Annotated in this window: 23 protein-coding genes, 1 pseudogene and 1 other annotated feature; of the genes and pseudogenes, 4 read left to right on the plus strand and 20 right to left on the minus strand. The window is 27.4% G+C overall.

Features of this window, described 5'->3' with window-relative positions; genetic code table 11:
- Positions 1-403: 403 nt before the first annotated feature.
- The 3 genes and pseudogenes from B3603_RS05110 to B3603_RS05120 all read right to left on the minus strand — a co-directional run.
- Positions 404-919: a DUF7689 domain-containing protein gene (locus B3603_RS05110; RefSeq protein ID WP_291561510.1), complete on the minus strand. Its 516-nt coding sequence runs from the start codon at positions 917-919 to the stop codon at positions 404-406.
- 216 nt (positions 920-1,135) lie between these two features.
- Positions 1,136-1,501 carry a hypothetical protein gene (locus B3603_RS05115; protein WP_291561512.1) on the minus strand — a complete coding sequence of 122 codons (366 nt, stop codon included), beginning with the start codon at positions 1,499-1,501 and terminating at the stop codon, positions 1,136-1,138.
- Positions 1,502-1,791: 290 nt separating this feature from the next.
- Positions 1,792-2,361 (minus strand): annotated as a pseudogene (locus tag B3603_RS05120) (IS982 family transposase); the annotation flags it as partial.
- A gap of 255 nt (positions 2,362-2,616) precedes the next feature.
- Positions 2,617-2,834 (minus strand) — a binding site (T-box leader).
- A 162-nt stretch (positions 2,835-2,996) separates the two neighbouring features.
- Between B3603_RS05120 and B3603_RS05125 the strand changes: the two are divergent.
- Positions 2,997-3,362, plus strand: a complete 366-nt coding sequence (locus tag B3603_RS05125) for a tetratricopeptide repeat protein (protein ID WP_291561514.1) — start codon at positions 2,997-2,999, stop codon at positions 3,360-3,362.
- 68 nt (positions 3,363-3,430) lie between these two features.
- On the opposite strand, the gene B3603_RS05130 is transcribed toward B3603_RS05125, so the two are convergent.
- Positions 3,431-4,279: a polysaccharide deacetylase family protein gene (locus B3603_RS05130; protein ID WP_291561517.1), complete on the minus strand. Its 849-nt coding sequence runs from the start codon at positions 4,277-4,279 to the stop codon at positions 3,431-3,433.
- A 939-nt stretch (positions 4,280-5,218) separates the two neighbouring features.
- Between B3603_RS05130 and B3603_RS05135 the strand changes: the two genes are divergently transcribed.
- The gene (locus B3603_RS05135) at positions 5,219-5,518 is read left to right on the plus strand and encodes a hypothetical protein (protein WP_291561519.1); all 300 of its coding nucleotides are present in this window, start codon (positions 5,219-5,221) and stop codon (positions 5,516-5,518) included.
- A 260-nt stretch (positions 5,519-5,778) separates the two neighbouring features.
- Here the strand turns inward: B3603_RS05135 and B3603_RS05140 are convergent, their stop codons facing one another.
- From B3603_RS05140 to B3603_RS05150, 3 genes are all read right to left on the minus strand, one after another.
- Positions 5,779-6,954: a transglutaminase-like domain-containing protein gene (locus B3603_RS05140; protein ID WP_291561521.1), complete on the minus strand. Its 1,176-nt coding sequence runs from the start codon at positions 6,952-6,954 to the stop codon at positions 5,779-5,781.
- A 386-nt stretch (positions 6,955-7,340) separates the two neighbouring features.
- Complete coding sequence (recX, locus tag B3603_RS05145; RefSeq protein ID WP_291561523.1) at positions 7,341-8,162, minus strand: recombination regulator RecX; 822 nt, start codon at positions 8,160-8,162, stop codon at positions 7,341-7,343.
- On the minus strand, positions 8,155-9,414 hold the full coding sequence (locus B3603_RS05150; protein ID WP_291561525.1) for a M16 family metallopeptidase: 1,260 nt from the start codon (positions 9,412-9,414) through the stop codon (positions 8,155-8,157). Before B3603_RS05150 ends, recX begins: the two co-directional genes overlap by 8 nt.
- A gap of 262 nt (positions 9,415-9,676) precedes the next feature.
- Between B3603_RS05150 and B3603_RS05155 the strand changes: the two genes are divergently transcribed.
- On the plus strand, positions 9,677-11,245 hold the full coding sequence (locus B3603_RS05155; protein ID WP_291561528.1) for a DEAD/DEAH box helicase: 1,569 nt from the start codon (positions 9,677-9,679) through the stop codon (positions 11,243-11,245).
- Between the two features lie 411 nt (positions 11,246-11,656).
- Here the strand turns inward: B3603_RS05155 and B3603_RS05160 are convergent, their stop codons facing one another.
- The 13 genes from B3603_RS05160 to iscB all read right to left on the minus strand — a co-directional run bounded on the left by B3603_RS05160 (position 11,657) and on the right by iscB (position 24,132).
- Complete coding sequence (locus B3603_RS05160) at positions 11,657-12,985, minus strand: ABC transporter substrate-binding protein (RefSeq protein WP_291561530.1); 1,329 nt, start codon at positions 12,983-12,985, stop codon at positions 11,657-11,659.
- Between the two features lie 27 nt (positions 12,986-13,012).
- The gene (locus tag B3603_RS05165; RefSeq protein WP_291561532.1) at positions 13,013-13,837 is read right to left on the minus strand and encodes a carbohydrate ABC transporter permease; all 825 of its coding nucleotides are present in this window, start codon (positions 13,835-13,837) and stop codon (positions 13,013-13,015) included.
- A gap of 13 nt (positions 13,838-13,850) precedes the next feature.
- Complete coding sequence (locus B3603_RS05170) at positions 13,851-14,723, minus strand: carbohydrate ABC transporter permease (protein WP_291561535.1); 873 nt, start codon at positions 14,721-14,723, stop codon at positions 13,851-13,853.
- A 3-nt stretch (positions 14,724-14,726) separates the two neighbouring features.
- On the minus strand, positions 14,727-15,737 hold the full coding sequence (locus B3603_RS05175) for an ABC transporter ATP-binding protein (RefSeq protein WP_291561538.1): 1,011 nt from the start codon (positions 15,735-15,737) through the stop codon (positions 14,727-14,729).
- Positions 15,738-16,035: 298 nt separating this feature from the next.
- Positions 16,036-16,914 carry a GNAT family N-acetyltransferase gene (locus B3603_RS05180; RefSeq protein ID WP_291561541.1) on the minus strand — a complete coding sequence of 293 codons (879 nt, stop codon included), beginning with the start codon at positions 16,912-16,914 and terminating at the stop codon, positions 16,036-16,038.
- 164 nt (positions 16,915-17,078) lie between these two features.
- A complete protein-coding gene (locus B3603_RS05185) occupies positions 17,079-18,428 on the minus strand; it encodes a cell wall-binding repeat-containing protein (RefSeq protein ID WP_291561543.1) in 1,350 nt (449 codons plus the stop codon).
- Between the two features lie 610 nt (positions 18,429-19,038).
- On the minus strand, positions 19,039-19,545 hold the full coding sequence (locus B3603_RS05190; protein ID WP_291561545.1) for a GNAT family N-acetyltransferase: 507 nt from the start codon (positions 19,543-19,545) through the stop codon (positions 19,039-19,041).
- A gap of 98 nt (positions 19,546-19,643) precedes the next feature.
- Positions 19,644-20,120: a GNAT family N-acetyltransferase gene (locus tag B3603_RS05195; RefSeq protein WP_291561547.1), complete on the minus strand. Its 477-nt coding sequence runs from the start codon at positions 20,118-20,120 to the stop codon at positions 19,644-19,646.
- Positions 20,121-20,381: 261 nt separating this feature from the next.
- Complete coding sequence (locus B3603_RS05200) at positions 20,382-20,717, minus strand: DUF898 family protein (RefSeq protein ID WP_291561549.1); 336 nt, start codon at positions 20,715-20,717, stop codon at positions 20,382-20,384.
- Positions 20,718-21,082: 365 nt separating this feature from the next.
- On the minus strand, positions 21,083-21,850 hold the full coding sequence (locus B3603_RS05205) for an ATP-binding protein (RefSeq protein WP_291561551.1): 768 nt from the start codon (positions 21,848-21,850) through the stop codon (positions 21,083-21,085).
- A 220-nt stretch (positions 21,851-22,070) separates the two neighbouring features.
- The gene (locus B3603_RS05210) at positions 22,071-22,811 is read right to left on the minus strand and encodes an AIR synthase related protein (protein ID WP_291561553.1); all 741 of its coding nucleotides are present in this window, start codon (positions 22,809-22,811) and stop codon (positions 22,071-22,073) included.
- Positions 22,812-22,891: 80 nt separating this feature from the next.
- Positions 22,892-23,410 carry a hypothetical protein gene (locus tag B3603_RS05215; protein ID WP_291561557.1) on the minus strand — a complete coding sequence of 173 codons (519 nt, stop codon included), beginning with the start codon at positions 23,408-23,410 and terminating at the stop codon, positions 22,892-22,894.
- On the minus strand, positions 23,335-24,132 hold the full coding sequence (gene iscB, locus B3603_RS05220) for an RNA-guided endonuclease IscB (protein ID WP_291561558.1): 798 nt from the start codon (positions 24,130-24,132) through the stop codon (positions 23,335-23,337). The genes B3603_RS05215 and iscB overlap by 76 nt, the downstream gene beginning before the upstream one ends.
- A gap of 1,077 nt (positions 24,133-25,209) precedes the next feature.
- On the opposite strand from iscB, the gene B3603_RS05225 reads away from it, so the two are divergent.
- Positions 25,210-25,806, plus strand: a complete 597-nt coding sequence (locus tag B3603_RS05225) for a flavin reductase family protein (RefSeq protein WP_291561559.1) — start codon at positions 25,210-25,212, stop codon at positions 25,804-25,806.
- The last annotated feature ends 14 nt before the right edge of the window (positions 25,807-25,820 follow it).

A 25,820-nucleotide genomic window follows, 5' to 3' on the forward strand; every position in this document is an offset into this window, starting at 1 on the left:
TCTGTAGATTTGCAAATAAATTTTATAAAATTTTAACTTAGATTATTACTCCCTCATTTAGGTACACATAAGTTTATCTAAAAAATTGCTGTTTTGAAAAAATTATCCACACTTTTTTAATTATCAATTCTGCAATCATCTAAAATATAATTAATTATACGAAATAGTTCTCTCTGTCTGCTAATTATAAATTATATAAGCTCTTATTTTATATTATTACACATATTGTAAAAAGTTTCCCCTTGAGTAGTAAATAAATTTCCCATTTTATTACTTTTTACTTAAAAGACTTATATAAGAAATTAATAATTCTTAAGCAATGCATTATTAAAAAAACACCTAGAAACTAATTCTAAGTGTTTTTTTGTACTTTATTGTTTCTTTACAATTAAATTCTTATCATTTATTTCCAGAAAAATATTTGCGCATATCCATAGTTATCTTTTTTAACAGAGTCGTTAGGATTATATTCATAATACGGGTCTGTTGAATAGTGAGTAAAAACTTCTAGCCTTCCCCATTTCGCCCTAGTTTCACTAGTTCCAATATATTTAGCAAAATGAGTTATTTCACTGGAATTTCCGTATGCAACTATTTGAGGCGAAATTCCATCAGAAGGATCATATCCTCTCTCTCTTAAATAACTTATAACTTGTGCATGAGTTGGTAATGAGTTAGGTTTCCATGGCCAAATCCAACCTGAACGTCCCAGTGCGTATCCTAAACAATTATATGTTGAATCAGCTGGTGCATAATAATGCCATGTCCATGAATACTTTGAGTAATAGCTAGGGTCCATAACTAAACTTGCAGTTGCCATAGCATTAGATACTTTCTCAATTTCATTAATTTTATTATCATTTTCTTTTAAAATAGAATTAACTACAGTTTGATCCGTTTTTTTGTTTACTTCAACCACATCATCTTCTTGTAATAAACTCTCAAAAGCACTAAAATACTGAGTTTCACCATCTTTTAAATATTCTTTAATATAAGGTATAGCAAAAATACCTAATTTCTTTAGTTTTTTATTCTTTTCAGCATCATTTTCATTTGAATCAACTATCTCATTAACTTTATTTGGTACTTCTTCTAAGTAACTCTTAAATGTTGAAACAAATGTTTCTGCTGAATCCTATCCTTTATAGTCTTCTTTTAGGTTTACACCTGAAATTTCTTCTATTGCAATAGCAAGAATATACTCTGGGGACTTATTTTCAATCAGGTATTGAAGCACTGGCAATGCTTTTGGTCCTATTTTAACAAGCTTTTCATATCCTGCATTATCCTCAATGTAGTGATAAGGATTTGAACTCATTAAATAACGTATATCTTGTTCACCTTTTTCTTGTATAATATGATACATTTCTATTATACAATTGTTAATCTTATCTTCTAAATCTGAATTATCTTCTGTCTTTGCCATTACAGTAGCTTGTCCTGAAAAACATATGGTTAGTGCAAAAATTAATGTAAAAAAAGCAGTTAATATTTTTTTCATAAATATCCCCCTCTTTTCTTGTAAAATATTGCCTTAATTTTACCATAAATGTAACATAAATCAAGTATTTTTCATTTATATATAATAAAAAATTTACCTGTTGTGCTAAATGATATTACTTGGATAAATATATATCATATGAATATATTATCCAATAAAAATGGATATAAGTATTTTATAGTTAAAATGTGTTTCAAGAAATATTAACTAAATAGTAGTTCTTTAATATTAGCTACTTTATTGATCGTTTTAAGTTATTGGTATCTTCTTGGTATTTAAATCCCAAAGGCATCTCTATCATCTTTGTTTGCTGAAGTTACAGAAATGTCTGTTATATATCCATCAATAGCTATTAAGCCATGAAGTTTAAATCCAAAATAGGTTTCTTTCTTTGAAGCACATCTTCCATAAGAGGCTAATCCTTTAAATGTTTCATGAAACTTTGCTTTTCCAAATTTACAAGCATATATAGGCATACTGTCTACTATACGATGTGGATCTGAGTAATAACCAAGTATTTCAGTAAGTTTTCTACGGATTAGTTCTATAACTCTAAAAAGAAATCTACGGGTACGATTAAAACGAGTTCTATTGCAAAATTTAGGAAACAACTCTTTTAGGTTCTTTCTGCAAAATCCAAGCCATGATTTTTCAGAATCTATAGTCATAAGTTCACCTACAATGGCAATGGCAATTATTTTACTATCAGACATTATAGAAATATTAATATTTCTACGGTTCTTAATTTCATTTGGAACCATTCCTTGGTAAATATCATCAATTATAGTAAAGCTTACAGTAAAAAAATCTTTTAAATCTTCAATTGTTGTGGTAGTATTTGTGTTACAAAACTCTAACATATATGTTACCTCCATTGATTATTTTGTTGTTTTCAATGAAAGATTAACATATTATGTTGGAGTTTTTATACTTGTAAATTATGCTAATTAATTTAACTAGCACAACAGGTTAATTTATTTATTTTAATACTTTATCTTCTTGCAATAAATTTTATTTATTTACAAAATCAGCTTTTTCTGCTCACCGCTAAAAACTCTCCGGAACCACGGGTATAACCTGTGGTATTCATAATACAAAAAAGAGCCTTTCATCCCTAAAAGGACGAAAAGCTCGTGGTACCACCTTTTTTCCCTGCAAAATTACAGGCTCATATAAACTAAAGATTTAACAACCGGCTTTATCTACTAAAAATATATTCAATAAAGAAGCTCCAAAGCTACCTTCAGATTGTTCCATATAGAAGACCTTTCAGCCGTAGAGCCTTCCTCTCTTAATACTTCCAAATCCTACTCCTCTTCTTCAACGCTTTTATCACTGTTTAATTATTAGTACATTATATAGAATAACTAATAAAAAGTCAATACTATTTATTTTAATTTAAAATAAAATGTAAAGTTTTCTAAAATCTAGTATAAAAAATGTTTTTATGGTAATTATTACAAATAATAAAGAACATTTTATTGGAGGGTTATAAATGAGCTATTTTGATAAAGCAAATGAGCTTTATAATAATAAGAAATATGAAAAGGCAATTTCTATGTATACAAAAGCAGTAGAAATGAAAGAAAATGAAGCGGCTTCGCTATATAATACAGCAGTGTGTTTTATTAAGCTTAAAGATTTTCCAAAAGCTATTGCCACTCTGCACTGTGCTATAAGATTAAAAAGAGAAAGCTCTTACTTTTTTAATTTAGGCTATTGCCATGCGATGCTTAATAATAATAATAAAGCTCTAAACTACTTCAATACTGCTTGGGCCTTAAATCATGGCGATAAAGAATGTGAAAAGGCTATAAGTATAATACTTGAAACCTATTACAACAAAAATAAGACTTCCTAGTTAGGAAAGTCTTATTTTTTATTATATTAAAATAATTATAATAAGTAATATAATTTATACTCATATTATTATTTATAGCTATCTAAAGTTTCAAAAGAATATCCTTCCTCTATTAAATAATCAATTATATCTGGTAAGGAATCTACAGTAGTTTGCTTTGTTTGAGAATCGTGCATCAATATAATAACTTTATTTTTATCGCATACTGTTTTCTTAACATTACTAATTAACTTATTAACTGGAACATTAAGCGCTTCAGCATCTCCATTTAATGCATTCCAATCATAGTGTTTATATCCTTTATCTTTAACTGCTTCAATAAATTGATATTTTTTAAAGGATCCGCTTGGAAATCTAAAAAGCCCTCTTTCATAGTTTGTAAGTATATCCTCTAATACTTCATCAGCCTTATCTATATCCTTTATTAGCATATTAACAGATGAATAGATTAGCTTATAATCGTGACTATAAGTATGATTTCCTATAGTATGACCTCTTATCTCAACGTCTTTTAATACATCTTTATTAACTTCAGCTAAAGAGCCTATAACAAAAAAGGTTGCCTTTATATTATAATTATCTAATATATCTAATATTTGAGGTGTAATATTAGTTGTAGGTCCATCATCAAAGGTCAAATAAGCAACTTTTCCTTCTATAGGTTTTTCTATGCTTTCTCCATCTACTTCAGTTTCTTTTGTCGATTCATCTTTAAAGGTATTAGAGTCTTCTTCTTTATCTAGTTTATCATTTATAGAAGTGTACTTATGCTCTTTTTTATTAGTTTCCATAAACGTTGCAATATTTAAACTTGTCTTATTTGTATTGTTAGAATATAACCCCATAATCCATCCTAAAGAAAAAAATCCAATTATAACTGCTACTACAATCAAACTTCCTTTAACATTCTTTTTCATAGCGCCCCCAAATTTGATTAAATATTATTTAAAAAACTCTAAGCTAAGGCATCTAAAAGAAAATAATAAACCAAAGATGTTAATTTTATATCAGACAAGGCGTCAGGTTCTGCTCATAGTGCTCTATGGGCAGAACCTGACAACCAAGTATGATGGAAAATAGGCTAACATACTGCTCTATTATTTTTTGAAGATGCTCAAATAATAAATTTTTACTTAGTTTTTTTAGAGTCATTTACATGTTAAATTTAATTTATCCAATTTACAAATAAATATTCTCTAACATTCCCAAGCTGTCGTAATATTTAAGCAAGGATTATCAAATGTTGATTTCACATGCTTCTATTATATAAATTATACTTATTATATTATATTTTTATGTGTTTTAAAAAATATTAGTACGATTTTTTATTTACATCCTCTATATTAAGATTTAGCAAATTATTACAGAATAAAGGATTACTAGGTACAATTCCTAATAATACTTTTTTTAAATTATATGAATATTTTGAGATTCAACGATAAAAGAAACTTTGTTCAAATGCTCCGCCTATAAATTTAAATACATCTTATGTTAAGGTCAACCACTAGAATTAAGGCATTCTCTATTTTCATTACAGTCTTTAATCTATTGAAAATAAAAGCTCTATTAAAAATTTTCCCAACCGTTTCGCATTTTTAAAATTTAATAAAAAACTTCTTACCACCCTTGAATTTCCAATAGTTTAATACGGTTTTGATTTTAAAGATAGTTTGTAAAATAATCTTTATCTTAACTTTTTTCTACAATTATCCAAGTTTTCCTTTTATAGAATAAAAATTTCGAAAGTATATTTTTATGGTAAATATTTACATTATTTATAAGTTATGGTAAGATGATACATGTTGAGCTCAACACATACTATTTTTATTATTTTTAATTTATTGGAGGAAAGTAAAATGAATTTAAAAAGAGTTTTAGCTTGTACATTGCTAGGTATCACTATGATTACACCTGCTAATGTAGCAACCACTTACGCTGCTGGAGAAACACCTATTAGAGAATTAGGACATCACTATGGAGTAAGCGTAAAATGGGATGATGATTTGCAACTAGTTAATATTGATGGTCGTCGTTATTCAATTCAAGATATATGTGATAAAGTTAAAAATGGCACCTGTATGATATCAAAGAAGTCTTTTCATAATATTTTACACGATAATGATATAGATCATAAGAATTGTGATTATGAAAAATAATATATTGTAATAAATTTAACTTGAAAATGGAATATATTATATTAAATACAAAACATTATTTAAGTTAATTAAAAAGGCTAAACTCAATATATATTGGGTTTAGCCTTTATTATTTAGAGATTTATTAAGAAAAGTTAAATAAAAAGAAATTAACATTCCTTTAGCTTTTATACCTCTAATCACACAAGTACGTTTTTAGTAGATTTCTGAATTTATAAATTTAAAAATCATTGATTTATAAGGCTTTATATGGATTTTATCTACCATTCCCCAGCAATAGTAGCATCCCTATGATCTCTATCAAAGTTACTGTTATCAAAATAGTTCCCTCCGCTATAAAAGGTAGGGTCTACCTTTATCCATCTCTGTTCACTATCATCATAAAATTCATTCCAAGAATGGTTTACCCACTGTTTTCCATTAAAACCTTCACCTATAACCATTCTCACTTTTATATCATTTGCTCTACACATAGCAACAAAAAGGCATGCATAATCAAAGCATACACCTTGCCTAGTGTTAAAAGCTTCAATAGCTCCAGATTTTATGTTCATATTATTATTTATAACGTTTAGTGCTTTATTATCATCATATTCTATCTCTTTACCAACCCATTTATATATAGCCTTTGCTTTATCATAGTTCATATTATATTGACTTACTAAATTTATAGCAAAATTATTAATTTGCTCATTTGACTTTATACCATCTTCTAAAGTAACACCATTATAATAAACTATGACATTTTTATTAATATAATTACTAAAAGGTAACTTTTGTTTTCCTTCCTTGTCTTCAACTATTATTTTAAATGAGTCATTCAATGCATTAGGTAAATTTTTTATAACCTCAGAATTAGTTATTGGTGTTATCACCTTATTAGATATATAAGTATAAAGTTCTGATTCACTAAGTGCTTTTAAATAATTTTCATTTTTATTTAACATAGCAGCAAAGCTTAGTAAAAAAGCTAAAATAATAGAATAGCATATTCCTTTTGGAATTTGAAATACTCCACCAAAAACTCTTCTAGTAAAATTACTTTTTCTTTTTAAATTATTATCTATACCATCAAAAAGGGGATATAAAGTTATGTTATTTATAAGGTGAAATATAAAAATAATAATACTATGAATTATAATAATTAAGGCTATTCCAGTTAGCCATCTAATTATTGTAGGATTTTTTTCTCCAAAACTCATTATAAAATTGGGCATATATTTATATATATTATTGAAGGAACCTTGATTATGTAATGTAAAAACTTCATTTATATAATGTCCCCCTATAAAAATTGAGGCAACAAAAGACAAGCTTCCTATTACAGAGTTAATAGTTTCTTTTAAAGCAGAAGTGGAATATTTTAATAAAAACCCTTTCAAAATAGGATATAATAACGCAGCAACCAACCCTATCGTAATTACATTATATTTCACTTTATTCACCGTCCTTTACTTATATAGATATATAAATTCACAATTCACAATGCAAAATTCACAATTTTGGACATTTCTCACCAATAGCTGAGAAATTTAAAATTGATTAACTGTAGCGGAGAACAGTGTTCTCCATAAAACCCAAATCACATTCATATAACCATGGTGATAGCATTTAGTGATACTAGATGTACAAAAGAATAACTGGCGAACACTGTTCGCCCCTACAATTGTGAATTGTAAATTTTGAATTGTGCATTAATGTATAGCTATATTAGCTGTACATTAAGTCTTAAGATAGAACATATATGTGTACTTAAAAGTTTAATGTAAAATTAAATATAACCATATTTTCATGAAATTTCAATTCATAATTAATGGTAAATTTAGAAAATCTCCTTTAAGACTTTTTTTATTTCATCATATTTATATCCTCTTCTCAGTAAATAATCATGAAGTTTTTTATATTGCTTTTTACTATCACTTTCAGATTTTATGATTATATTAAAGCGTTTAGAAGCAATATTTACTAGCTCATCAAAATTGTCTTCAACTTCTTCTATTACTTCTTTTTCTTCTTCTTCCTTAATCACTTTATTTAATACTTCATTCACTACCTCAAAGTTATAGCCATTTCTCAAAAGATAATCTCCTAGCTTTTTCTTTAGCTTAGGTATACTATTCTCGCTTTTACATAAAATCTTATACTTCTTTTCTCCTAATTTATAGGCTATATCTCTTTCTTCCTCAGAAGAAATATTATTCAAATAAAAATTTATTTTTTCTTCATCTATTCCCTTATTTAAAAGAGAATATCTTATTTTGCCTTTTCCTTGAACTTTAATTTTTTCTTTTATATATAGTTCTACATACTTATCATCATTTATAAAGGAATAACTCTTTAAAAATTCCATAATTCTATTTATAGTTTTTATATCATATTCTTTTTGCAATAATTTATCATACATTTCCTTTTCAGTTTTAAAGCTTTTTTCTAAGATTTTTAGTGCAGAGTTTTTTCCCTTTATATAGTTGTCTTCTTCAACTATGTCAGAGAGCTTTTCTAAATCAACTATCATACCATTTTTAAGATTATGATAATAAACAAGTTCACTACTACAGGCAAAACTAAAATCACCGTCTAAGTATATATTTACTCTATCCTTATTTTTCTTTTGAATTTCAATTTTAGTTATAACATTACTCATCATTTTCACTCTTTTCAGGTAATAAAATATGGACTGTAGGTTTTTGTAAAACCTTTCTAGCCACATTATAAAGATCTTCTTTTCTTATTCTATCCATATTTTTCATATCTTCTACAAATTGATAGATATATTCTTCTTCCATGGCCTGATGAAGTACATAGTTTCCTAAGTCCGTTGAATCTTCAGCTGTGGAAGCTACTGCAGTTTTAAATACTTTCTTCATAAGATTTATGGTATTATCATCGAAAACTATTCTTTCTTTTGCAACATTATAAATACAATGATCTATAGTCTCTATAGCTTCCTCTACATGTTCTTCTGATACAGAAGTATATATGTAGAGAGTTTTTATTTTATCACTTAAATCTAACATTGAATAAACATCATAGGCAAGTCCTCTTTCTTCTCTCAATTCTCTAAACAATATAGAATTAGAACTTTCCCCTAGCTTATGATTTAGCACTCTAAGAGCGAGTTCTTCCTCTGTTGTAAGATCATTAAAAGAATAGAGATAAACTATGGTGCTTTGCTCGATATCTTTTTTATAGGAGATCTTAGTTTTATGAAGATTTTTTTCTAAGCTTACTGGAGGTTTTATAAAATCTTTGTTTTTCCAATGTCCAAAATATTTTTCTACCAATGATTTTATATATTTATGCTCATGATTAGAAACAACAGTTATATAGCAATTATTTGGTACATAATAAGTATTATAAAATGTAACTAATGCTTCTCTAGTCATATTCCTTATATATTTTTCCTTACCTATAACATCACATTTTAAAGGACTATTTATGAATGCTGCCTTATTAACTTCTTCAAAGCTAAGTTCTTCTAAATCATCCTTAACACTTTTTACTTCCGCAACAATTACTCCTCTTTCCTTTTCAATCTGTTCTTCTGGGAAAATAGAATTTGATAATAAATCTCCTAAGAGTTCTATAGCATTTTCCACTTCTTCACTTAAGGTAGTACTACTAAATACTGTACAGTTATAGTCAGTATAAGCATTATACTCTCCCCCTAAATTTTCAAGTTCATTATTTAAAGTTTCATTATCTCTTTTTTTAGTTCCTTTAAAAAGCATGTGCTCAATAAAATGTGCAATTCCTCTTTCACTTTCCTTTTCATATAATGCTCCTATATTTACCCCTACATGAATAGAAGATATTTGGGTATCTCTTTTTATAGTAATTAATTTTATTCCGTTTATTAGTGTTATTTCAGAAGTATCAAAAATATGTTTTTTCATATTTGCTCCTTTTTCTAAATTATTATAATCTCTCTAGAATACTATAATATATTAATTTTTGTAAATCAAATTAACCTTTAATTAAAATTATTTAATTCTTTTTTTCTTTTTCATGTTTACATATGTGTATAATTTTACAACATATATTTTTTTGGTTTATGAATTGCTATTATGGCAATACTATGTTACTATTAGGTGTATTTTAACGTAACGAATATATAATATACACATATTAAACCAAATAATAGAAAGAGGAATGTTAATGGATAAAATAAAATTTGATGATTTGGGTCTTGAACCTTCTGTATTACGCGCAATAAATGACTTAAAATTTGAATTTCCTTCAGAAATACAAGCTAAAAGTATCCCTGTTAGCTTAGAAGGATATGATTTAATAGGTCAGGCTCAGACAGGAACAGGTAAGACCCTAGCTTTCGGAGCTCCACTTTTAAGCTTAATGGCTCCTTCAAATGGAAAAGTTCAAGCTATAATACTAGCTCCAACAAGAGAACTTGCAATACAAGTTAGTGAAGAACTATCCCGTATAAATAAATACGAAAAATATAAAATACTTCCTATATATGGTGGCCAATCTGTTGAAAAACAGTTAACTCCATTAAGAAAAGGAGTAGATATAGTAGTTGGAACTCCTGGAAGAGTTTTATATCATATTAATAGAAGAACTCTAAAACTAGAAGATGCTAAGTTCTTAGTTTTAGATGAAGCTGATGAAATGTTAAATATGGGCTTTATAGAGGATATAGAAGCTATAATAAGTAACTTAAAAGAAGATAGGCAAACTTTATTATTCTCTGCTACTATGCCAAGACAAATAAAGAATTTAGCTAAAAATTATATGAAGCCAGATGCAAAGCATGTAGCTATATCTAAAAAATCTTTAACGGTTTCTAAAATTGAACAATACTATTTTGAAGTTAATCCAAAGAATAAATTTGAAGTTCTATGCAGAATATTGGACGTAGATGCACCTAAGAGTGCTATATTATTCTGTAAAACTAAAAGAGGGGTAGATGAGTTAGTAGACGCTCTACAAGGTAAGGGATACATTGTAGAAGGAATGCATGGTGATATGAAGCAAACTCAAAGATTAAATACCCTTAAAAAATTCAAAACTGGACATTTAAATTATCTAATTGCAACAGACGTGGCTGCACGTGGTATTGATATTGAAGATATAACTCATGTTATCAATTATGATCTTCCACAGGACAGTGAATCTTATGTTCACAGAATAGGAAGAACAGGAAGGGCAAATAAAGAGGGTACTGCTTATAGCTTTGCCACTCGTAAGGAAATGTCTATGATAAGACAAATAGAAAATGATACTAAAAGTAAACTTTTAAGAAAACAAGTACCTACCTTAGCTGAAATATTTGCTTCAAAATCTGAAGGAATACTAGACTCTATAAGAGAAACTTTAGAAGAAAATTCTTATGAAAACTTTATTCAAGTATCTAAAGATCTTATAAATGAGTTTGGTGCAGAAGATGTTGCTGCATCCTTAATAAAGATATTATTTGATAAAGAATTAAATTTCGAATACACAGAAGATAATATGAAAAATGATGAAATGTCTAGATTATTCTTCTCTGTTGGAAGATTAGATAGTATATCTACTAGAGATTTAGTTAAGTTCTTAGATGATACTGCTGAAGTTAAATCTAAAGAATTAGGTCGTATTGACATATTAGATAAGTTTACATTTATAGATGTACCAAGCAACTTAGTAGATAATATAATTGAGAAAAGTTCTGGAAGAAAACTTAATCAAAGAAAAGTTAGAATAGAATTATCTACTAGAAGGAAATAAAGAGTAGTCTTTTATTTTAGACTACTAAAAAACCCTTGTTATTACTGAATTTAAAAATTTGAATTTAGTAATAACAAGGGTTTTATATTTATGCTCTTTTTTAGTTGCTGTTTTAAACTATATACATTCCTTCATATAAAAATTAGGAATTAAGTATGAAGAATGAAGAATTATGGTAAAATTAATTTTTATCAAACTAATTTCTTAAAATAGATTTTTAAGAAAAGTGACACAGTCACTTTAAAAATAAATCAATTCTAAATTTCTCAGCTTCTGCTGAGAAATATCCAAAATTGTGAATTGAAAAAGTTGTGAATTCAATAGTTTTAATTATAATACTGAAAAGCACGAATTTTTTAGATATATGTTAATTTTAGAACTGGTATATCTATATCTAATTTATTTTTAAAACTAGTTACTTCTAGCTTCTTGCATTGCTTTTTCCCCTTTTTCCTGTGCATCTTTTAAAGCTTCATCTACTGACTTTTCATTGGCAAATACTTTTTCAAGTTCTTCTCCTAATACATCTAAAGCTGGAATAACTCCTATTGATCTAGCTCCACTATATCCTTTATCTAATGTTTTCATTGGAATTTCCTTTCGTGGATTTTCTTGCAAGAACTTTTTATAATTATCAAGTTCTAAAGCTGATTTTCTAACTGGTATATAACCAGTTTTCATTGAGAAGTATGCAGTATTTTCTGTGTTGATTAAATATTTAATATATAGCCAAGAAGCTAATTTTTCCTCTTCACTGCCAGTATTAAAAGCTGCAACATTAGTTCCATAATAAAGCTGTGCATCTTCTTTATGAGTTGGTAATGGTGCTAAAGACCAATTTCCTTTCATTGATTTTTCTATATAAGGAATTGCTGAAGTTGATGCTATACACATTGCTGATTTTCCTTGTGTTAGGGTATTATTTGGATTTTTATCCTCTCCAGCAAGTCTAGCAACTTTACTTTGAATCATATCATTAATAAGATTAACTGCTTCTTTAGTTTCTTCTTTATTAAAATTAATCTTATCTGACTCTTCATCTATAACTTCTTCACCAGCTTGTCTAACCCAAATGGCTATATCTGTTGAAATATTATTTGGAAAAGCAACTCCATAAACCTCTGGTTTTCCATCTTTATCACTATCTACAGTTAATTTTTCCGCTGCTTTTTTAAATTCATCCCAGGTTTTTGGGACCTCTACATTTTTTTCATTAAGCATATCTTCATTATAGTAAAGTACCATTTGACTTTTATTAAAAGGAAGCGCATATTGATTCTCTCCCCAAAGACCATCACTTAAAAATATAGGATAAATATCCTCTACTTCTTCCTTAGATAGCCCTACTTGATTGTTATTTATGTATGGTTTTAAATCTTCTACTAAACCTTTATCAATATACCAAGATAATCTATTGCAATATATTTGAGTTATGTTAGGCAATGTATTACTCTTTGCCGCTCCCATAAGTTTTTCAAATAAATCTCTATATCCACCTTGATTTACTAGCTTTACCTTAATATTTGTATTTTCCTTTTCAAAATCTTCTGTTATTTTCTTCAATGCCTCTTCATTTTCGCCTTTCATCGAGTGCCAAAATTGAATTTCTACATTCTCCTTAATTTCAGTAGAAATTGCTGATTTTGTGTCCTTATCATTATTAACTTCAACCTTATTACAGGCTACTACTGATAAGCTTGTAATTCCAGCTAAAATTATAGCTAGTAATTTTTTCTTCACCTAAACCCCTTCTTTCCTTTTATATAATTAACCTTTTATACCACTTCTACTTACACCATTTATAATATATTTAGATAGTAGTATATAAATAATTATCATAGGTAAAATTATTATTGTTGTCGCTGCCATTAATAAATTATAATCCATCCCTACTTCTGATGAAAATTTAGCAAGTACCGTAGGAAGAGTTCTCATTTCTTCTGAATTTGTTACAACAAGAGGCCACATAAAAGCATTCCAGCTATTTATTATCTTTAATATAGCTAAAGTAATTATAGCTGGTTTAGCCATTGGTACCATTACAGTACAAAGATATTTAAAATCACTACATCCATCTACCTTGGCTGCATAATAAAGTTCCTTCGGTATTCCCAAAAAGTACTGACGAAGAAAAAATATTGCAAATACACTTGCGCACCAAGGAATTATTAATGCTTTGTAAGTATCTATCCATCCTAACTTACTTAATAAAACGAAGTTAGGTATTACAAGGATTTCACTTGGAATCATCATTGTGCTTAAAAGCAATGTAAACAATAAATCTCTACCTTTAAATTTAAAATTTGAAAAAGCAAACGCAGCTAAAATTGTAGTAAATAATTCTCCTAAAGTTATGCAAATTGTTACAATTATGCTATTAAAAAGATGCCTCATAAATTGATTTAACTTAAATACTTCCATATAATTTTCCCATTTTAAACTTTTAGGAAATAAAACTATATCTTTGGAAAATATCTCACTTAAATCTTTTAATGAAGTCAATATCATCCATATAAAAGGTACTAAAATAAATATTGCACCTGTTAATAGAAAAATATATTTAAGCACCTTAAGTAATTTTTTTCCCTTCAATAGACTCTCCCCCTCAGTAATGTACTTTTTTCTTTCCTATAAAAAGCTGTATCAAAGTAAATATAAAAATTATTATAAAAAGTACAAATGCAGCAGCCGCCGCTGTAGCAAATTGCCAATTCATATAAAATTTATTAAAAATATAATACACGATAGTCATACCACTTTTTAAAGGTCCAGGCTTTTTATCATAAAGTATAAAAACTTCATCAAATAATTTAAAACTACCAATTACAGAGGTTATAGACAAAAAGAATATAGTTGGCGACAATAAAGGTATAGTTATTTCCTTAAGACATTTCCATTTTGATGCTCCATCTATCATTGCTGCATATTGATACTTTTTATCTATACTTTGAAGTCCCGCTAGTAATATAGCTATTTTATACCCAATGCCTCTCCAAATATTTAAAAATATTAAAAGAGGTATTGTCCAAAAACTTTCATTTAAAAATTCCTGAGGTGCTATATTAAATAATCCTATAATATTATTCATAAGACCATAATCACTGCTAAATATCCATCGCCAGACTATAGAAATGGCTACAGCGGATGTAACGAAAGGTAAAAAATATACGCTCCTAAAAGTTTCTTTAAATTTTATATTACTATTAAGTATTAATGCAAAAATTAAAGCTATAGTTATAGATAATGGCACTGATACTAAAACATATATAAAAGTATTTTTTAATGCTAAATAAAAATCTGGATCTGTGAGCACATATTTATAGTTTCCCAGTCCTTTTTCATAAACAATATCTTTTATATAATCAAATTTAATATAGAAGCTCATAGATAATACATTAATTATGGGATATATTTGAAACAATAAAATTATAATAAGACTAGGAAGTAAGTAAAATATAACTTTTTTATTTCTATTCATACTTTACTCCTTTAAATTATGAATTTTCTTAAAATTTAAAGCCACTCTATCTTTATAAAGAAAGCTCGTATGCTTTGTAGTAATTACACAAAGTAGACTTTCTCCAACTCTTACTTTTAAGTAAATATCCTTTCCCATAGGTTGTACATCTTCAATGATTCCTTGAAGATTATTTTTATTTATATTTTCTTCTATTTTTCTTACTTCTATATCCTCTGGTCTTATAGCTATAATTCCCTCATTAAGATTTTTATCTTTCTTAATGATATTTGTTATGTAATCATCCTTTTCTAGTAAATTGATTTTTGGATTTCCAATAAATGAAGCAGAAAAAATAGAGTTTGGATTATCATAAAGCTCTTTAGGAGTAGAATATTGTATACATTTTCCTTGATTCATGAGCAAAATCTTATCTGATATACTGAGCGCTTCCTCTTGATCATGGGTTACAAATAAAGTTGTTATGCCAGTTTTCTTTTGAAGAAACTTAATCTCTTCTCTCATTTCTACTCTTAATGCTTCATCAAGATTGGAAAAAGGTTCATCCATAAGTAAAACTGTAGGCTCTTTAATAATTGCTCTTCCAATTGCAACTCTTTGCTGCTGTCCTCCTGAAAGCTCCTTTGGTTTCCTATTTAACAATTCTTCAACATGAATCAACTTACTAATTTCTTTTGCTTTTTCTAAAGCTTGTTTTTTCTTTATTCCCTTCATCTTTAAAGGAAACATTAAATTTTCTGCAACGGTCATATGAGGATATAGGGAATAGTTTTGAAATACCATTCCAATGTTTCTATCTTCAATAGAAACATCATTAATCTTTGTATTATTAAAATAAATTTCTCCTTTTGTAGGCTCTAAGATACCTGATATCATAAAAAGTAATGTACTCTTTCCACAACCACTAGGCCCTAATATGGTAATAAATTTACCTTGTTCTATTGTTATACTTAAATTGTCCACAGCTTTAACATTTTCATATGTTTTTGCTAAATTATTTATTGCAATTTTCATAAACTCTATCACCTATCTTTTGAGTTGTCATTAATATGAATTTCCATGGTAATGTTAACATTTATTAAATTATTTTTCCAATAGGATATACATATAATTATCTACTCATCTATTAAATATCTAAATAAGTCAAATTCAAATACTTTGTTGCATTTTTAAAAATAGTAATTAAAAATCTTTAAATCATTAAAATAAATTGCAAAATAAAAAATACTAGAATGTAAAGTTAAACAGCTTTCTAGTATTTTTCATAGATTAAAATTTTATTTAATTTTATACATCTATCTTTACTAATCATCTATAAATATAGTTGATAAAATTTCAAAAAATTCTTTTCCTTAAATCCGCATTTTTTATATAATTTAATTGCTTCATTATCACAATTCACACAAAGGATTATCTCCATTATAGTATCATGTGAAAACACGAAATCAATTGCCATATTTAATAATTTAACTCCTAATCCACACCCTCTGGAATTAGTAGTAACGCCTAAATATTCTATATTCCCCTGTTGAGCTTCTGGACATACCTCTAGATATATATATCCTAGAATTTCATCTTTATCTTTGTATATATAAACTTTATTTTTTGAATTTATTTTATTAACTATCATGTCTCCACTATAGTAAGTATTAGGGAAAATACTGTCATGAAGCTTTATAAATTCATCTTTTTCATCCTCTTTTAATATCCTTACTCCATCACTAAGCTTCTCTATCCTATCCTCTCTATTTAGTGATAGTATAAACTCATTACTTTTAAAATTAAAATCTAAACTATTGGAAAATTCCATGGCTAAGGAATTTTTATAGTTAAAAAACATATTTGCTTTATTTATTTTCTTAGGTATTAAAGGTAGTATATTATTCCACAACTTTAAAGCAAGATTTACACCATATCTTACATCTACAAAAGGTCCATGAACTTCCGCTGTTTCATTTTCAATATCTAAATCTACACCTAATACAGCTGCTATTTCTTTTTCATCACTTAAAAATATTAAGCTTTTATTTGGTAAAAAATCTTCCTGTAAAATTTCCAATATTTCTTCTTTATTATCTCCACAATATCCTATATGATTTTCTTTTCTCATATTCATTACTGCTATAAATTCTGCTATTTTTTCTAAATCTTCTTTACCTATAACAGATAGCTTCATACCCTCTATTTCCATGGAAATCCCTCCAATATTTAAATTGTTACTACTATATATAATTCTGCATTTATTGGTTATTTCTTTTATATTTACTTCATATTATTGTTTTTTAACTATTTTACAAACAAAAATGGAGAAGTTTTTATTACTTCTCCATTTTTACTATACAATTAAACTAAAATTTATTTTACTATAACTTTTAATTCTACTTTGTATTTATCATCGTTTATATCATGTCCTTTTACAACACCAGTATAGATTTTTTCTCCTGCTGCAGAAGTATCTATAACTAAATCTTCAGTTTGCCATTGTATTTCTACTATTTTAGGTAATACTTCATTAATTCTCTTTCCATCTGGTAAAACAAACACTGCACTTGGTAACATAGCAAATTGATCTTTATTGACAGTTACAGGTTTTGATTTTATATTTTCAATATCAAAATATTGAGCTGCTTCTCCAATATATGATAAAACTTCGTTACTTAAAATTGCTTGTCCACCTAGTCCATAAACCTTTTTAGCCCTTAAAAAATTAGCATATATAGCAGTATTGTCATCTACTTCATATGCACTTGCTAAGATTAGTGGTGAACCTGTCATTGCTGCAGCTGCACTTCCAGATAATGCATCTGGATAGTTCATACCTGTTGCTACATAAATTTCATCATAACTTAGCCAATTTCCAAAAACAGATAATACATTTACATTTGTTTCAAATCTATTTTGCCCACCTATTCTCATTGGATTTGGGAATGCGGAAGCAACTTCATAACTTATAGCTCCAATTCCGCCTACAATAACAGTTTCATTAATTTCTGTTGAAGCTATAAAATTTTTGACATCTTCATTCATATAATTACTTGGAGTTAATATAATTGGCATTGAAAGTTTTCCTGCTACTGGAGCTATTGATAATGCATCAGCATAATTTAATCCATAAGCAACAGCTATTCCATTTTCTGTACCAATTTCCTTAGCTATATTTACCGCTGTGTTATATCTATCCTTTCCATCAATTCTTCTAGTTGCAACACCCATGGCTTTTAATTCTGTTTCTACCTCTTTAGATACAGCACCATTTCCACCAACTATAATTGCATTAGAAGCACTTAATCTTTTTATCTCTTCTTTCACAGATTGAGGTAACTTTTTATTTTCAGTTAAAAGTATTGGAGCATTATGCTTTGCCGCTAATGGTGTAGCGCTAAGTGCATCTGGATAATCCATTCCAGTAACTAGTACTATTGTATCTGATCCATTTGCCCATTTTTCCTTAGAAATAGCTACCGCTGTTTCATATCTTCCCGTATTATTGCCTCCATATAGTCTCTTAGTAGTAGTTTCTACTGAAGACTCTACCCATTCTCCTGAAAAATTGAAAACATCTTCGGAACTATTATTAGCCTCGCTTTCCATCATCATTTGTATAGCATTTTCATTTTTTGCTTCTGTTGCAAAAACTACACTGCTATTAAACAATAAAGTAGCTAATAATCCACAACTTAAAATTTCTAAAACACTTTTTTTCATTAACTTTATCTCCCCTTTTTGGTTTATCTATTAAAGATTACCATAATTTATTTATTTTTTCAATTTTAATTTAATAAAAATTTTCTTTAAATTTTTATTATTATTTAATTTTCCAAAATATTATTAGTGTTTTATTTTTACTATCATTGTTTAATACAGTATTTTATAAGATTTTATGTCGAATTTTATAAATATTAAAATAGAGTTTAATTCTAAAGTAATTTTAGATTTAGAACTAAACTCTTTGCTTTTTTCAAATATATAAATTTTAACATATGTTTTAATATATGTTGATATTTGATATGTCAGTGTACTCTTATACAAAGGAGATATTATAAGGAAAATATATACATTTCATGTAGCGATGAATAGTGTTCGCCAGAAAATCCAAATCGATTTCCATTATAATATATTTGACAGAAAGTTAATTTTCAACAGATATTATTTCAAAATATTATCTTAATACCAAAATTAATAAATATATTATTCCAAATCATATCTATATAATAAATGTGTAAAAGAAAACGGGCGAACAATGTTCGCCCCTACGATAATGCAGATAATAAAAAATATATAGCCACCATATTATCATGACTAACAAAATTCTCATTTATTTATGTAATATTTTTTCGTAACAATAAAATTTACCTTTACGAAACTGCACTTCACCAACACATTTATAATTCAATGCTTCATATAGATGGATAGCAAAAGGATTTTTAGAAAAAGCGTCAAGACGAATTATTGAATAGTTATTTTCAAGTGCCTTATCTTCAACAAAACTAACTGTCCTCTTACCAAATCCTTTACCCTGTACTGTAGGATCAACACACATGCGATGAATTACACATACATTTCCTTCTCTTTGCTTCCAATTAACAGCTTGGTACTCTGTATCTTGTTGTTCATTGATTACTATAGTTGAAACTAGTCTATTATTATATATAAGCACATACATTTGCTTATTTTCTATATCATTTTTAATAATATCGCTATTAGGGTATATGTTATCCCATTGATCAATACCCTTTTCTTTCATATCTTGTATTGCATTAGAAAATATTTTAATTATATTATCTAAATCAGACTTATTTGCTAACCTAAATTGATAATCCATTTTGAGATACCTCCTAATAATATAAACCGCTACTTAATTTTGTATGAGCATATTAATTTACAGTTTATTTATTTTCCTAAATTTTATAACATTATAACTTAATGGAAATCTATTGATAACCTAACCATATCAACACACTGTATTCCGTTTTCTATAATAGGCTCATCATAATGTTTTATAAAAAAATCATGATCTATACTTCTTATTCTAAATCCACACTTTTGATATAGTGCTAACTGAGAAATACTAGAGTTTCCCGTACCTACTTCTAAGGTTTTCATATCCGCTTTCTTTGCTGTTTCTATTGCATCTTTAATTAGTGCCTTTCCTATTCCCTTTCCATGAAAACTTTCATTTACAGCAAGATTTACAAGTTCCATAGTAGCAGGTCTTGTTTTAATTAATACATATACTCCAATTACCCTATTATGTAGTTCTGCAATATACACATCCCCTCTAGATGTGTATTCCTTTATTAAACCAAGTGAAGGATCTGCTAACAACAGTAAGTCATAAGGAAACAACTCTTCATTTTCTACTTTTTTAATACTTAACTTATCTATAATATCATTCATATTTTTAATCCTCTCCATTTATATCAAGTCTTTTTTGTTATACTATATACTTTAGTACAAATTATTATCAATAACAAATTTAGTATTTTTATAAATTTTAGACCTTTAAAAATATAAATTATCAAGATTACTTTTTAAAAGCTATATAGCCTTAATTTATGTAATTTTATTTTAAAATAGTAAAGCGTGGCAAAATACCACGCTTTTAGATAAACTAATAATATTAATGATTAGTTCCAAATTATTTTGAATAAAGCAATACTAAATACCATCTACAAAAATAGTATGCTTTACTCTCCATTTCTCTAGAGCAATACTAACCCAAAAACCATATATGCCTAAAGTTATAATAGATAACAGAAGCCACTTTATCCAATTGCCGAATAAGCCTACCGCAGTTCCTGTAAATTTTAGTCTTCTGCCTTCTATTACAGTATGGTTAATTTTCCAACCATAAACCATACATTCTGCCCAAGGATAGCATATTCCTAGAGTTAATACAGTTATTAATATTCCTAGTATTCTCCATCCTATTAATTGAAGTAATCCTCCATCAAAATAAGATTCCCTTTTCACATTACGATTTGATAATTCCATTTTATCCCCCTTGAATTAAATATTATTACAACAATATTATAAGGGGAATTTTATATAATATCACCAATAATTATAAAGTTTTCAATTTATTTAACTTTTATAAATTACTGATAATTATTTTCAAATTATCATATAAATTTTTCCATAAAATGTTAAAAGTAATGTATTCAAAAATTTAAATAAATAAAATTCTTATATTTAAATAAGAATTTTATTTATTTAAGAAATTTTTTATATTAAACTTTCATAAACTATTAATGGGGTGGTTTTATGAAATCATTTTATAAAATCTTTATCACACTTATTATTATATTAATAATTGAATATCTAATTATTTTCTTACTTTATTATTTTTAAATTAGCAATTAAATTAATTCTCCATTTATCCCCACTGTTACCTCTCTATAAGGTACTATAGTTTGGGATTGAAGCATTGCATTTTTAACTGAACTTACTATACCTGAGCAACAAGGTACTTCCATTCTAACAACAGTTATACTTTTTATATTGTTGCTTTTTAAAATTTCAGCTAACTTTTCTCTATAATAGTCATTATCATCTAATTTAGGACAACCTATTACAGTTATATGATCTTTTATAAAGTCTCTATGAAAATTTGCATAAGCATATGCAGTACAATCTGCTGCTATTAATAAATTTGCCCCTTCAAAATATGGTGCATTAGGATTTACTAATCTTAATTGTACTGGCCATTGACTTAATTCTGAATTAAAGCTACTGTTTTCTTCTTTAGAATTACAGTCACATATATCATTCTTTAAAGCCTTTGTACTTAGATTTAATCCTGCCTTTCTTTCAATTTTCTTTGCCATTGTTCCAGGGCATCCACAAGGCATAGCTTTACTTTCTTCTTTAGTTTCTTTTTTTACCTTATCTATATCCTCTATTCTTCTTTTCACCGCTTCATCATCATAAGCTCCTGCTTCTCTTTCAATTATCTCAATAGCACCTTGAGGGCAATTTAAACAATCTCCTAGTCCATCACAGTACATATCACTAACAAGCTTTGCTTTACCATTTACTATTTCTATAGCTCTTTCATGACATGCATCTACACATATGCCGCAACCATCGCATTTTTCCTCATTTATATGAACAATTTTTCTAATCATAACTTATACCTCCATAGCACACATTAATTTAAAAATCTAAAAGAAAATAATAACTCAAATATGTTAATCTATTTTAGAAATATGAAAGAAAAATATTCTAGCATACTGGTTTATTACTTTTTTAAGATCACTTAACTACTATAGTGTGTTAATTTAATTTCAATCTATGATTAAATTATATCAACTTAAATGTTTTTGGTATGTAACTTATGTTACAGAGTTAATTTTTTATAATTCCAATTTTATGTGAGTTTTTAATAACTTTTATTTTTTCCTCAATATTTTTATCCAAAGCTATTATAGCTACCGTTGCAGGACCACAACTTCTATTTACATCTATGTTTGGATTCTCTTCTAAGATAAATTCCATGCCATTATTTTTAGCTAGTTCTTCTGCTTCATATAATATTCCTTTAGATCCTATAGGAACAATTTCTTTGACTCCTTTTAATTCTCTTAAATAGTAAAGAACATCATATTGAAAAATATCTTCATCATATTCATAGCTTATCTCTTCTCCAACTTTAGGTATTCCTATGGAATAAATTATAACATCATCTTTTATATTATTTACTCTAAGTTTAGACTTTTCCCCGATCCCAATTATAGTCATTCCTAATCCTGTAGAAACACAAGGGAAATTTTCTTCTGTACTTCCACTAAGGGCAACATTGCTAATATCCGCCAATTCTAATTCACTTTTAATTCCCTTTATTATTTCTTCTCCTGTAGGTTTCATTTCTGCACAAACATTATCAATAACAGTAACCACTTCTGCACCACTACATAATACTTCTAGAAGCCCTACTCTAACTGTATATTTTCCTGTTATAAAAGGTGGAACCTTTAATGCATCCTGTGGCTTGTCTCCTATACTTCCACAGCTATCACAAGCAATTACCATAGATTTATTTTCATCTATATCTACTAATACTAAGTCTCTTATTTTATTTATCTTCATGTAGATTTTCCTGGTTATGAAAAACGTAACAAAACATAACCTTGCCCTTTCTTATATTTTTCATATTAATTTTTACGTTTTTAAAACCAATATATTTTATTAAATCTCCATAATAATTTACAAGACTTAATTCCATACCTTTTTAGTATTTTATTTTCCATTGTAGTAATATTACATTGATTTTTATTTGAATAAAGTGCAGTTATATAACCAATATAATATTCTCCATTTTTCTTTGTGTATTTTATTAAATCTCTATGCTTAAATCCATTTAGTTCTGCAATATTAGCTTTTGATTTTCTTCTCATAGGTTTGATAATCCAATCTTTTATATTACATTCCTTCATATTTACTTCTAAATCTGTTATGCAAATTGCATCATTACTATGTGTTTTATATATATTCCAATCGATACGTTTGTTAGCAGTATCTCCACCTGTAGTTAGCATTAATTTGCCCAATTTAGATAACTCTTGTCTTAAATAAGTTTTACCTTGCATAACGTGTTGAGCGTAGTCAAATCTTATATTTTTACCATCAATTGTTTTATAATATTTATCAATAAGTAATTTTCTTTGCCCTCTGTTTTTTGATGACAACCACTACACAAAGTGATTAAATTACTTATGGCATTAGAACCCTTTAATCTACGAGGAACTATATGATGTACTTCTAGCATACAATTAGATCTTCCGCATTCCATACACTCGCAATTATCTCTTAATATAACTGCTTTTCTTATATTTTCATCTAACCTATTTGATTTTTGATATTGCCATCCATATAATTTCTTACCTTCTGATAATGCTCTTATATCTACTACAACATCTTCTAAATGAAATTCCTTAATATTAACAAACTTTAATAATTGATTAATGATTCTAATGGTTGATTGTTTTTTCTGTAATATACTAGGTGCTACTCTACCTTTTCTTTTACTTGCTGATCTATTATCAAATCTAACTTTTCTGTATCTTTTATGAGTTCTATGGTATCTTCTATAACTTTTTCTAGTTTCCATTAAACTTTTAACATTTTGTCTAAGTTCAATAGTGCCCTTGAATATTGGTTTATTATATGTTTTGCATTTTTGAACTAATGCTATACCTACATGTTTACTTCCATCATCTATCCCACAAATTATTTCAGTTTCTTCATCAGGACGAACCTCATAATTTAGTTGAATTGCCATAGGATATTTTTGAAGTAATCTTGCTTTCTTCTTTCTAATCAACACCCATGCTTTATTACAAAGACATGAAGCTAATTTTCTTCCTTTTTTATCTTTTACAAATGAATATTCTTTTTGATTTTTAGTCATCTCTGACCACTCTCCTTTCGGGCATTTTCCTACTTGCTAAAGACAGTATGGAGTTCATATGATTAGGTGTTTGACTTCACAACCTAGAAGTCGGTCATCCTTCATCATTCTTAGAGCCTTAAACTGTTGGATATATTTAAGGGTAAGTCTTTAACTTATCATACAATCATAGTTCATCATGCTAAACTGTTTTCACAATTCTACACTCACTTAGGCTTGAAAACATCAAATAGTTATAACAACATACCTAAAGGTTGTGATATGTTATTATATGTTATGATTTTTAGCAACTACTTGAAGTTCCTTATGTTACTGTTTCTTAAATTTTTTCCAACTTCATTATACACCAAATTTATTTCATATAGCTTCAAAGCGTTTTTAATATTGCATATTAATGTTATTAAATAAAATTAATTATATTTAATTTTTTATTTATGATACCATATTCTTATTTAGTTTATACTAATGTTTTAGGCCTCTTCAAAAAAATAATAGCTCAGTATGTTAGCCTATTTTCCATCACGCTGTGTTGTCAGAACCCTCACATAGCTCTACTATGATCAGAACCTGTCTCCTTTTCTGATGCAAAATATATTTCGTATCTTTAACTAGCTATTTTCTTTCAGATGTCTTATTTGATATAATCGAATATGAATTGTAGATTTTCTCAATAATATACTTAAGGTATATTTTAAAAAGCTATAATAAAATTCAAAGCGCCCTAATGTACTGTATAAAAAGATAAAGATTTTTTATCAATTGACTATTGAAAATGGACAATTGACAATTATTGTTGAAATTAGTTTTAATCAAACTAATTTCTTTAATAGATTTTTAATAAAAGTGACTTCGTCACTTTTAAAAGGAATAAGTTCAAAACTTCTCTTGAGAGAAGTATCCATAATTGTCCATTGTTAATCGTCAATTCTCAACTACATAAATATACGCTAAAACAACTTGTTAACACAATTTTATGATTGTATAGGTTAAATTTAGAAATGGTACATCTATATGTAATACTAAAGATAATTTTATGAAATAAAAGATTTTATATACGGAAAGAGAAGTGAACTGTTAATGGAAAAAGTTATATTTAAAGGAAGTGCTATGCTTAATCCAGTGCCAGTGGTACTAATTAGTTGTAAGAATAATGAAGGTAAAGATAATGTTTTTACAGTAGGTTGGATTGGAACAGCTTGTACTAAACCTCCTATGATTACAGTGGCAATTAGACCTGAAAGATTATCCTACGAATACATAAAAGAAACCATGGAATTTGTAGTTAATCTTCCTTCTAAAAATTTAGTTAAGGAAGTGGATTTTTGTGGAGTTCGTTCAGGTAGAACTATTGATAAAGTTAAAGAAATGAACTTTTCAATGACAAAATGTGAAAATATTTCTGCCTCATTGATAGAAGAGTGCCCTATTTCTCTTGAATGTAAAGTTAAAAGTATCACCCCTTTAGGTACTCATGATTTATTTTTAGCTGAAATAGTCTGTTCACATGTAAATAGTGATTTAATTGACGAAAAAGGTAAAATCCATTTTGAAAAGGCAGATCTCATTTCCTATTGTCATGGAGAATATTTTGCATTAAATCCTAAGGCTTTAGGTTCCTTTGGCTATTCTGTAATGAAGAAGAAAACTATGAAAAAGAAAAAAATTAAAAGATAAATTAAGGCATCTTT

Source organism: Clostridium sp. UBA2485, assembly GCF_002341865.1.
Lineage (GTDB): Bacteria > Bacillota > Clostridia > Clostridiales > Clostridiaceae > Clostridium_J.